At 41.9% G+C, this 10464-nt stretch carries 10 protein-coding genes, 1 tRNA gene and 1 pseudogene; 6 read left to right on the top strand and 6 right to left on the bottom strand.

The window, feature by feature from the left end; translation table 11 throughout:
- Positions 1 to 41: 41 nt before the first annotated feature.
- From EI161_RS11535 to EI161_RS11520, 4 genes are all read right to left on the bottom strand, one after another.
- Positions 42 to 2039 (bottom strand): ESPR-type extended signal peptide-containing protein, encoded by a 1998-nt coding sequence (locus EI161_RS11535; RefSeq protein ID WP_192529607.1) that lies wholly within the window; start codon positions 2037 to 2039, stop codon positions 42 to 44.
- Positions 2040 to 2288: 249 nt separating this feature from the next.
- Positions 2289 to 2852 carry a hypothetical protein gene (locus tag EI161_RS11530; protein WP_192529606.1) on the bottom strand — a complete coding sequence of 188 codons (564 nt, stop codon included), beginning with the start codon at positions 2850 to 2852 and terminating at the stop codon, positions 2289 to 2291.
- 70 nt (positions 2853 to 2922) lie between these two features.
- Positions 2923 to 3477, bottom strand: coding sequence for a hypothetical protein (locus EI161_RS11525; protein WP_192529605.1), 555 nt, complete (start codon positions 3475 to 3477; stop codon positions 2923 to 2925).
- A 116-nt stretch (positions 3478 to 3593) separates the two neighbouring features.
- Positions 3594 to 4793 (bottom strand): helix-turn-helix transcriptional regulator, encoded by a 1200-nt coding sequence (locus EI161_RS11520; protein WP_192529604.1) that lies wholly within the window; start codon positions 4791 to 4793, stop codon positions 3594 to 3596.
- A 401-nt stretch (positions 4794 to 5194) separates the two neighbouring features.
- Here EI161_RS11520 and EI161_RS11515 point away from each other — a divergent pair.
- Positions 5195 to 5269: transfer RNA gene (locus EI161_RS11515), tRNA-Gly, on the top strand.
- A 428-nt stretch (positions 5270 to 5697) separates the two neighbouring features.
- Here EI161_RS11515 and EI161_RS11510 read toward each other — a convergent pair.
- Entirely contained in the window at positions 5698 to 5925 is a 228-nt protein-coding gene (locus tag EI161_RS11510; RefSeq protein ID WP_192529603.1) for a helix-turn-helix domain-containing protein, read from the bottom strand.
- Between the two features lie 196 nt (positions 5926 to 6121).
- On the opposite strand from EI161_RS11510, the gene EI161_RS11505 reads away from it, so the two are divergent.
- From EI161_RS11505 to EI161_RS11485, 5 genes are all read left to right on the top strand, one after another.
- On the top strand, positions 6122 to 6337 hold the full coding sequence (locus EI161_RS11505; RefSeq protein ID WP_045454368.1) for a hypothetical protein: 216 nt from the start codon (positions 6122 to 6124) through the stop codon (positions 6335 to 6337).
- Positions 6338 to 6353: 16 nt separating this feature from the next.
- The gene (locus EI161_RS11500) at positions 6354 to 7598 is read left to right on the top strand and encodes a tyrosine-type recombinase/integrase (RefSeq protein WP_192529602.1); all 1245 of its coding nucleotides are present in this window, start codon (positions 6354 to 6356) and stop codon (positions 7596 to 7598) included.
- Positions 7595 to 7888, top strand: a complete 294-nt coding sequence (locus tag EI161_RS11495; RefSeq protein WP_192529601.1) for a hypothetical protein — start codon at positions 7595 to 7597, stop codon at positions 7886 to 7888. Before EI161_RS11500 ends, EI161_RS11495 begins: the two co-directional genes overlap by 4 nt.
- 10 nt (positions 7889 to 7898) lie before the next feature.
- The gene (locus EI161_RS11490; protein ID WP_192529600.1) at positions 7899 to 8216 is read left to right on the top strand and encodes a hypothetical protein; all 318 of its coding nucleotides are present in this window, start codon (positions 7899 to 7901) and stop codon (positions 8214 to 8216) included.
- 792 nt (positions 8217 to 9008) lie between these two features.
- Positions 9009 to 9890: a leucine-rich repeat domain-containing protein gene (locus EI161_RS11485; protein WP_192529599.1), complete on the top strand. Its 882-nt coding sequence runs from the start codon at positions 9009 to 9011 to the stop codon at positions 9888 to 9890.
- Here the strand turns inward: EI161_RS11485 and EI161_RS11480 are convergent.
- Positions 9854 to 10300 (bottom strand): annotated as a pseudogene (locus EI161_RS11480) (DDE-type integrase/transposase/recombinase); the annotation flags it as partial. The gene EI161_RS11485 and the pseudogene EI161_RS11480 sit on opposite strands and share 37 nt — an antisense overlap.
- Positions 10301 to 10464: the final 164 nt, after the last annotated feature.

Here is a 10464-nt window from a genome sequence, read left to right as displayed (position 1 = left end):
TCTTTGGGTTATTATAACCTCTTAGAAGCTGTCCAATTTTATTATGCCACTACATAGCCTGCTACGCCCGCCGCTACTGAGGTGACGCTTTTACTGCCGAGCGCGACGCTGTCGCGAATGTCAGCGACTGCGTCGGTACCCAGTGCCAGTGCTCGTACAGCACTTGCGGTAGCACCAATACCAAATGGTTTATAGTCTGCTGCTGCGAACTCATATATCTTACCGCCCGAGCCGTCGTCTTTATAGCGACGACCCTCAGGGTCTGTCAAGGTTGCTGGAGTCGCCGCGGTAAAGGCGGCTTGCACCACAGCACCGTCTACAGGTACTAACCTAAACTTATCACCACTGCCAACAGCGGTTGCCCCTGCGGCGCTTGCCACGCTACTAACACCCATTGCTGAGCTACTATCGCCCGATGATTTGTTGAGATAGCCAACTGCTGAGCTTTTCTCGCCTGAAGACTCATTGAGATAACCCACCGCTGAGCTACGGTTGCCTGCAGACTCATTTCGATGACCCATCGCTGAGCTAAAATTGCCTGAAGACTGATTGTCAGAACCCACCGCTGTGCTATCAGTGCCTGAAGACTCATTGCTATAACCCACCGCTGAGCTACCCTCGCCTGAAGACTCATTGCGATAACCCACCGCGGAGCTATTATTGGCTAGTGCCAGATTATCAAAACCCAATGCGCTGCTTTTTACTCCTATTGCAGCATTCCCTGCACCAACTGCGGTACTATTTTCACGAAAAGCCACAGCCCCACCAGCATTGACACTGTTGATAAAGGCAGCACGCTGATCCGAATTAACTGTCACGCCATTGATTTTAGTAATGCTATTTAGATTAGTACTCGTAGCAGTGACAGGAATACCGTTTACCGAGGTTATTACGGTACCATCATCCTCAATGGTTGCAGCAGAACCTGACGCACCGCCGACTGCAGTACTGCCAGTACCAATAGCACCAGTGAGAGCGCCTAAGGCGCTGCTAAGCTCTCCTACTGACTGATTACGATAACCCACAGCTGAGCTATAAATTCCTGCAGAATCATTAGCATAACCCACAGCTGAGCTTCTTTCTCCTGATGATTCATTAAAAGATCCCATTGCTGAGCTAGATTCGCCTGAAGAGTCATTATAATATCCCACCGCTGAGCTAGCATAGCCTGAAGAGTCATTATTAAAACCCACCGCTGAGCTTTTTTCTCCTGAAGACTCATTATAATATCCCATTGCTGAGCTTGCCCTTCCTGATGACTCATTGCGATAACCTATCGCTGAGCTCCAATAACCCAGTGTTCGATTACCAACGCCCAATGCGCTACTACGACCCCCTATCGCGGCATTCTCTGCACCAACTGCGGTGCTATTTAAGCCAAAGGCCACAGCCCCACCATTATTAACACTGTTGATAAAGGCAGCACGCTGATCCGAATTAACTGTCACGCCATTGATTTTAGTAATGCTATTTAGATTAGTACTCGTAGCAGTGACAGGAATACCGTTTACCGAGGTTATTACGGTACCATCATCCTCAATGGTTGCAGCAGAACCTGACGCACCGCCGACTGCAGTACTGCCAGTACCAATAGCACCAGTGAGAGCGCCTAAGGCGCTGCTAAGCTCTCCTACTGACTGATTACTATAACCCATCGCTAAACTAATAGAGCCTAAAGATTGATTGCTGTAACCCATCGCTGAGCTCGCAAAGCCTGAAGCCTCATTACTAAAGCCACAAGCAGTAGCTTCGAAACCAGTAGCCGTTGAACCACCACCAAAACCTGTAGTGCTTTCACAAACAAAGGCCTGACTGCTCATCGCACTTAGACCTAGCGCTGCCGCTATCGCAGCACTGACGGCATGACGACGTAGCGAGCGAGCACTATTTGAACTATTCTTATCAATATTAGTTGTTGAAGCTACTGCACCGACAGTAGTAGCGCGACTGGATTTACCACTAGATTTGGCGATTTCGCTAACGGCGACATAACAGCCAGTAGCACGATTGAAGATGACTCTATAGATATGGTTTAACATGACAAATTCCTTTTTTATCAGTCATTGTTATTAAATAAATATCAGGATCTCATTAGCCAAGTTACTGCCATCATCAACCTCGTTATACAGACTACTGACAGTATGTATGGCATCTAACCTATTCGTTTAGATTAAGTTAAAAGCCTTGTCATAACTTCCCCCACATGGGGGATACTTTGCACTTTTAGGCTTTTTAGACACAAAAAAAGCATTAGAGTGGCTCTAATGCTTGATAACTGATGAGCTAGTTTAGCTAGCGGTCACGCTATACATGAGGTTATGTCCTTCTACCTGCCTCTCTTTTGGCTCTAATTCCATAACGCTATAGACCAATACTCGACCGTCCTTCTCCATGATAATCATGATTAATTCCAGTTGCTCCGAGACCGTGCTTTCTTCCCATCCTGCATCTTTCGCCTCTTTTTTAGTTTGGCTAATCGTTGTTGATAGTTCGCCTGCAACGGCTCCATGAATACTGTAGCCCTGATCTGGTATTTCAGTGGCACTTATTAATCTCATGCTCGCCGGTAGCGGTACGTCACTAGGAAAGTCTTTGGGCAATGCGACATCTAGACCTACGACCATTTTCAGCTCATCATCGCCCTCCTTCATGACGATAGTTTGCTGTTGGTTTTTCTCATCATTATCTATACTGATATCCATTTCTGAATCTGACATTTTTTCTACTGCAGCTTCGGTGGCCGCAGAAGCGACTTTGTCCGTAATGTCTGCTGAATCACAGGCCGTTAGTAGCGTGCTGAGTATAATGCCGCTAGTCAGTAAGACGGTTGACATTTTTATCGAGGTTTTCATAGTTGACAACTCCGTTTGTAATAACTATTTCCTAAATATTAATGAGCTTAATGTCTTTAAATCATATCGACTATAGGCATCTGCTCTTCACCCACCTGCCTGCCATATCCCCTCTGGCACACTGAAACTGCTCACCATACTGGACAAAATTCCAAGAGGCATTAGCGGTATTGCCACCTTCCAACTTAAAACTAACCCGATACCTTTGACCACTGACGCTATCATCCATCAAGCCTGTCTTTTGCACGATGACTACTGCGGTGCTTGGCTGTTCAGTGTTAGGATAATAAAACACTTGTGCCAGATCATAGTCATCATCAATGCTGCTAATCGGTAGACTTATCAAGGCCACCTTCTCTAAGGTACAATTGATAAGCCCCATAGCAAGGGGACAGGGCGCCATAGACTCTGAAACCCCTCTGCCATTAATACGTATGCGCTTAAAATTATTAGGGTTGGCAACCAAGGTTCGAGGAGCATAATGTGACATGTCATCGAAGCCCGCTTGGGCAGAGGGGCTAAAGGCAAAAGTGCTAAGGATCAATAGTAATGCCACCGAACCCACTTTTAGATAACCGTCTTGATTGTTGCCTGATAGCAAGCTTGCGGGAAATGATAAACGCATGACTTTTCTCCTAATTTATAGAGTCATCCTAAATATAATAGTAGTATGGGCGCAAAGCTAACTTATTTCTTCCCCCATATAGGGGATAAACCAACTAATAGAGGATAAAGCTTGAGTTAGGAGTTGGTGAGTTTCAGCTTGAGCTGCTCGTGAGAATTGACATTTAAGCGGTTATAGAGAACTTTTAGGTAGCTACGCAAAGTACTGGGCTGAATAGACAAACGCTCGCAAACTTGTACATTATTTAAGCCAATAGAGATAAACCAAGCGACAGACATCACCTTGGGAGGCAGCTGATATCTAGTCAACTGACGCAATACTCTTAATCGAGTAGGCTGTACCAGCTCAATATGAATGGAGTAATATTCTGGCAGGCCATTAGCGCTTGTTAGGGCATTCATTTGATAAGCTCGAATAATTAACATGCCATTTGGCACAGGTAGATAGCGCATAGGTGGACTGATATAGCTGTGAGCAAATTTACGCGCTAATGACTGACACAAGAACTTGACCAGCGGCTGCATGCTATGTTGATATTCTAGTAGATATCTATGCTTGACAGTGAGACCTTGCTTGAGCAGATTGATAGCTTCTTGTGAGGCAAACAGAATATCTCCATTAGCGTTGACCGTGATACTGGCACTCATACTATCAACTCTTGTATTACGCTCACATTCCGTAAAAACTTCTGCCATAACATCATCTTGGATTTCATTGTCATCAAAGGTTAAACCAAAAGCTTTTGAATCAATGCTATCTAAGAGATTGTCACGCGCCTCAAGACTACTTTTAGATAAACTTAGATGTTTTAGGTGACTATATAATAAAGGCAGTAGCGCTATTTCTTTCTTACTATAACCAGACTTTTTAGCAGATTTTTTACCGAACTCTTCCCTAAAAATACCTATCATAACTAATGGTAAGCCATTATGGCTAATGGTCATATCGATAAAATGCTGTATACCGTTCGGGGCAAAAAAGTTGGTGTAAATACTACCTTTATAATACTGAGCAGGCGGATTGAGCATATTACCGTATGCGTTCGGCAACCCAAATAAATGGGGGAAGCTGGCAGGGTCATTATGCTCAGAGGTAAGCAAATGCCCTTTCTCACTAAACAGCTTGTGAGTGCTCTCATCAAGATTTTCAGCATAATAAGCTAGGGGCTTTGCCTGCTGATCCGTGAAAATAAAAGTAAAGCTAAAACACGGTAGAACCTTATGCAATGCATCTGAAAGTAGCGGCATGACCATCAAAGGCGGTAACCCTGAGCTACATATTAAGCGGATCTGTTGTAAAGCTTGATTATTGGTCATAATGAAGTCATTTCCGTAGTACATTTTTTATAGTATTTATAATTTAGAAAATGTACTTATGCTCAATTAGAAATAAATATAATTAAATTAATTCACTATTATCAATATAACAGAATTGTAACTACTGTTAAAGGATACGACCTCAAAGTCTTACAGCTTTGTATAACATTAACTACTATAAATCATGACTTTAGCCATTTAGAGTAATAGCTAATCTGCTATAAAAACCTATAAAGTCTGGTGTTCGATATACTCAATTATCCTGACATAGGCGGCTGGTAGTGATGATTTTTGAACACTCAATCAGCAGTACTTTTTTATTTAAACTTATCTGTTGACAGAATAAAAAAACTGCGTATAATATGCCTTCATCATCTGATGATAGTTAATCAAATGATTTAGCGGGAATAGCTCAGTGGTAGAGCATAACCTTGCCAAGGTTGGGGTCGAGAGTTCGAATCTCTTTTCCCGCTCCAAATACTTAAAAAGCCTCACTTCACAGTGAGGCTTTTTTTTGTCTATTTTTCAAGGGTTGTAGCGAAATTTAGTATTAGCTGGTTAGCTCAATTATTAAGTTTACCTAATATATTAAAAGCTCAAAAATCAGCACCGTGACCAAAACGTGACCATTTCGTGCCCACGCTATAAACACTGATTTTATAATTGACCCCAACTTACCATTCTTCTCTTTATAAAAAACAATGCTAAAAAATATTTTCTTAGCATCTTTTTTCCTTTTCTACTACTTTTATAGACTGAACTCATAGCGTGACCAAAACGTGACCAAATCATGTAAAAGCAAATATAAAAAATAACCCCAACCTTAATTCCGTATTTTGAAGCGCGTTGTATACAAGGCTATACCGCTGTTTCTCTACGCATTTATTTCCAGCTTTATAGGTCTTCAAGACTCGTCACTAGCTTCTTTATTATTTGGCTTATAAATAAATAAGTCACCTACCTGCACGTCTAAAAACTCACATAGCTGATCGATAGTATTGAAATCAATTCTTGATGACTCTTCATTATATAGTTTATGAAGCGTTGATTTGCTCATGCCTGTTGCCCTTACAACATCTGCTACACGCAATTTTTTCTCTGCCAAAATGACAGGAAGTTTAGATACGATCACAATAAATACCTCTTTTCGGGTAAAAATGCTTTACATTGAGGTAAAAAGATAATATAGTACACAAATCGGTTATTAATTACCTTTAAGCGGGTAAATATTAATTGATTCCTTCAAGATGCATTTTTACAGGTTGATAAAATAATTTTTATTCTATCACTTAATGCGATGACTTAATAACTGAAAAGAGGTAAATATCATGAGCAATACTTATTTAACAACTGATGAATTGGCTGAGCGTATTAAATACGATCCACGCACTATCCGCAATCAAATGAAAGACACCGTCTTGATTGAGAATATCCATTACATACGCCCGTTTGGTGGGCGTAAGATTTTATATGTATGGGAGCGTATCGAAGAGGATATGTGCAAGCCCGTTATGAGCGCCATTAACGGTATGGCACTTCAATAATATAAGGAGATTTATTATGGCTACTATGCGAGGACGATTTGGAAAGCTAGTTGTCGACTTCCGCTACTTAGGTAAGCGCTGTCGAGAAAAGACTAGCTTGGAAGACAACGCAGCTAATCGTAAAAAATTAGCGCAAGTCATGAAAAAAATGGAAGCAGAAATAACTTTGGGCATTTTCGACTACGCTGCTTACTTTCCAAAGAGTGAACGAGCGCAGGAAATGATGGCACTGGCTGATAGAGCGGAAGCTTGTATCAGTCGTAATCCAACCTTTAGGCAGTTTTCAGAAACTTTTTATGAAGAGAGAAAAATTGAATGGCGGCTGAGCTATCGGCAAAAGATACAGACTATTTTAAATAAGTACTTATTACCTGAGTTTGGTGGTAAAGCGGTACATGCGATAAAAAAATCAGACTTGCTGACCTTCCGTAGCTCCCTCGCCAAAGTTCGTTACGGTAAAGATGGTCAGTCAAGTCTGTCAGTAGCAAGAATCAATCAGATCATGATACTTCTTCGTATGATACTAGAAGAAGCGTCAGATCGCCATGACTTTGAGATGCCTTATAAAAACATTAAGAATCTCAAACAAGCTCGTCCGGATGTGAATCCTTTTACACTTGCTGAGGTATGGCTAATTTTAAAGCATGTCCGCGTTGATTATAGGCCTTACTATACCATTCGCTTCTTTACGGGAATGCGTACCAGTGAGATCGATGGGCTCAAGTGGGACTGCATTAACTTTGATCGGCGTGAGATCAGTATACGCGGTGCGTTAGTGAATGGGGAGATGGGTCCAACGAAAACGTTAGGCTCACAACGCGATATTGCAATGTCACAGTTAGTGTATGACGCTCTACTAGAGCAGAAGACGCGTACGTACGGTAAGTCAGAGTTCGTGTTTTGCAACTCACAGGGCAATCCGATGGAGTACCGCAATGTGAATCGGCGGGTGTGGAAGCCAACCCTTGCCCTACTCGGTTTGAAACATCGGCGTGCTTATCAGACTCGGCACACTGCAGCGACGCTTTGGCTCGCTGCTGGTGAGAACCCTGAGTGGATAGCGCGGCAAATGGGTCACAGTAGTACGGAGATGCTGTTTCGGGTATACAGCCGCTATGTTCCTGATATTACCCGTCAGGATGGTTCAGCGATGGATAACTTACTGCTAGCAAGTAAGGAGAAGTTAACCAGCACATCAAATAACTCTGAAGCTAAAGGACTTGTTGCGAATGCACAAACTGACAAGGAGACGTCACAATGAAAATTATCAATTATGAGCAGCTGTTTGGTGAGTTTAAACCTGATGGCGCTATCAGTGAAGATGCAAACCTTATTGCTAATGCATTGATGCGTGAGTTGTATATTTCATCGGGTCATAATCTCGCTCGCTTCTTAGGAGTAAAGCGCTGCTTTGATAACGATATGGCGATGCGTATATGGGTACAGAAGCGCTTGGATGCGAATCTTGACTATGTGATTGAGGATATGCGTTGTCAGCTTCAGAGCGAGCTTTACGAGCTATTACCGCACTCTAATTATGGTGGCTACTGAGGAGAACATGATGAGTGTAAAGCTTCAGCTTAATATGACGCAGAATGCACGAGATCTAAGAATCTGTGAGGATTACTGGGCATATGACAATGAAGGTGATTATATCGCGCATGTGGAAGCAGTGTGCCATAAATATAGCATCAGTCCTCATATCATGTTTGATGCGATAGGTCAGTGTTTTGCTTACTTAGATGATGTGCTTTGCGAATACTGTGGCTATATCTGTCCTTTAGAAGTGCCAGCAGACATTCCGTATATGCGCTCAAAAGAGAATTGGTGCTGTGAGGTGTGCGAGCATGCTTTATGGCGGGAACATAATAATAGATAAGTCGTTCACAATATTAAAGCCAGGCAGCTTGGATTGCCTGGCTTTTCTAATTATCAAATCTTGTCTCTTAAATACATTACAGTTTAATTACGCCACTATAAGCTGTGCTCGAAGCGGGACGAGGATTCAAAAGGGTTTGGGCTATAAATCACCAAAACAGGTGTGGTTTGACTTTTATCGTCAAGCTGCGTAACTAAAATCTCCCAAATTTGTTTCTACAGATTTGAAGGCAGGGGTCACTTTATGATTATGTTTGATGACCGTATCAGCAGGCATTTAATCTAAAGGGCTATTACACAGTATTCGGCATGGGCTCTACAATAAGCTTCTTTGACAAATGCTAAACCGCTTGCTATCATAAAAAAACATCGTGGGTTTAAGGCTACTTCCAGCGCGATGAAAAACAAAGACTGGTAAAACGCACAACTCCTTTTCGCTCTGTAAGGTGACTGTGTCGTTTCAATTTGGCACAGACAGAGCAACAGGAGATTTCTTTATGGCTACTTCTAGTCAATTGATTCCAACCTTTATACTTCTTAATTATTTTCCTCATACTCAGCTACTGAGTCTTATGAGCGCTTTCTGCTATTCCGCTTTTTTAAGCAAACCCTCCAAACAGCTTCATAAACCTTTATCAGTCTCAGTCACTGATAGTCCAAGCTATGTTAGGAATATGGCTTACCTTGGTTATATTACTGTGCCCAACGACTTTCAAGTTTGACACATAGCAATAAAACCCACTAAAAATTTAAATGCAATCACCTCATTTAACGATTATTAAAAGGTAACCTTATGACAGCATATAATGATAAAACCAACCAAGATGACAATACTACTCGCCATCAAGATACACGCGTTGAAGACTGGATGACACAGATATGGGACTGGATTGATAACCATAATATAGCAGGCAGCTCTGACAGCAGCGTTCCTCGTGATCCTGAGGCATTACGCCAGTTAGAGCGACTGGATTTAGGATATGGAAAATCAACGAGTTATAGTTATATTGGTAATAAATCAGTAATACAAAGGGAAAGTGAGTCCACTGAGCCGTTACCTGCTGCTATCGTCAATTTAAGAAATCTAAAGTATCTTAGACTCAGAGGTTTCAATGAACTACCAGCGCAGATTGCTCAACTAGATAACTTAGAGGCACTGGTTTATATGGACTGCGCTTTCACTGAATTCCCAAAGGTATTGTGTCAACTAAAGAATCTTAAATCGCTTAATATCTTTTCAAAAAGCTTAGAGAGTTTTCCTGATGAGCTCGGTAATTTATCATCACTTACCTATTTTGATATGAGAGGAACGAAGGTTCAGCATTTACCAGATTCTATTGGCAATCTGAGTAAGCTTACAAGTATTGAGTTGTATGCCAATGAAGCGTTGAAAGCTTTGCCTGATAGTATCGGAAACTTAACAAACCTTGAAAAACTAGAGATACGTGCTTCTGATCTCGAAATCATGCCAAGCTCGATAGGCAATCTAAATAAACTAAAAACTCTGGGACTCTATCACAATGGCCTACAAAGTCTACCCGATAGTATTGCCAATCTCAGAGCATTAGAACAAGTCGATGTTAAGGGAAACCCTCTCTCTGAACCGCCCCGACTATATCGGAGAGTGATTTACTTGAGTCAGGCAGCAATGCCTGACAGGGTTAAATTATCATAATACCGCTTTTCAAATTCAAAAGGTGACACATATCCAATCGTGCTATGCAGTCGTGTTTTGTTAAACCAGTCCACCCATTCAAGGGTTGCTAATTCAACATCGTTCACGCCATGCCATTGTTCTTTTAGATATTCAATCACCTCAGACTTATAAAGCCCGTTAACTGTCTCAGCCAATGCGTTGTCATAAGAGTCGCCTGTTGTACCAACAGAAGCAATCACTCCAGAGTCCGTCATCTTATCGGTATAGCGAATAGATAAGTACTGAACCCCTCGATCACTGTGATGAATCACATCTTTGGGATAGTTTCTATCTGCTATTGCTTGATTTAACGCCGCCATCACCATATCGGTATTCATGCGATTAGATACTTTCCAGCCAACGATAGCGCGAGCAAACACATCAATAATAGGTGGTGTATCAAAAAGTATGCTGGAGTAATAAAAGAAGGGTGACAGCCGAAGCAAGATGATATATTTGAGGTTATGAAGACACAAATACAGATCAATTGCCCCGACTGTCACAGTCCCAGTTTAAAGAAAAACGGCAAAAAAAGCTATGGCAAGCAGAACTA

Origin of the sequence: Psychrobacter sp. FME5, from assembly GCF_014861375.1 — a bacterium.
Taxonomy (GTDB): Bacteria; Pseudomonadota; Gammaproteobacteria; order Pseudomonadales; family Moraxellaceae; genus Psychrobacter.
The sequence above is the reverse complement of the archived record's forward strand: the minus strand, read 5'-3'. Positions and strand labels throughout refer to the sequence as shown.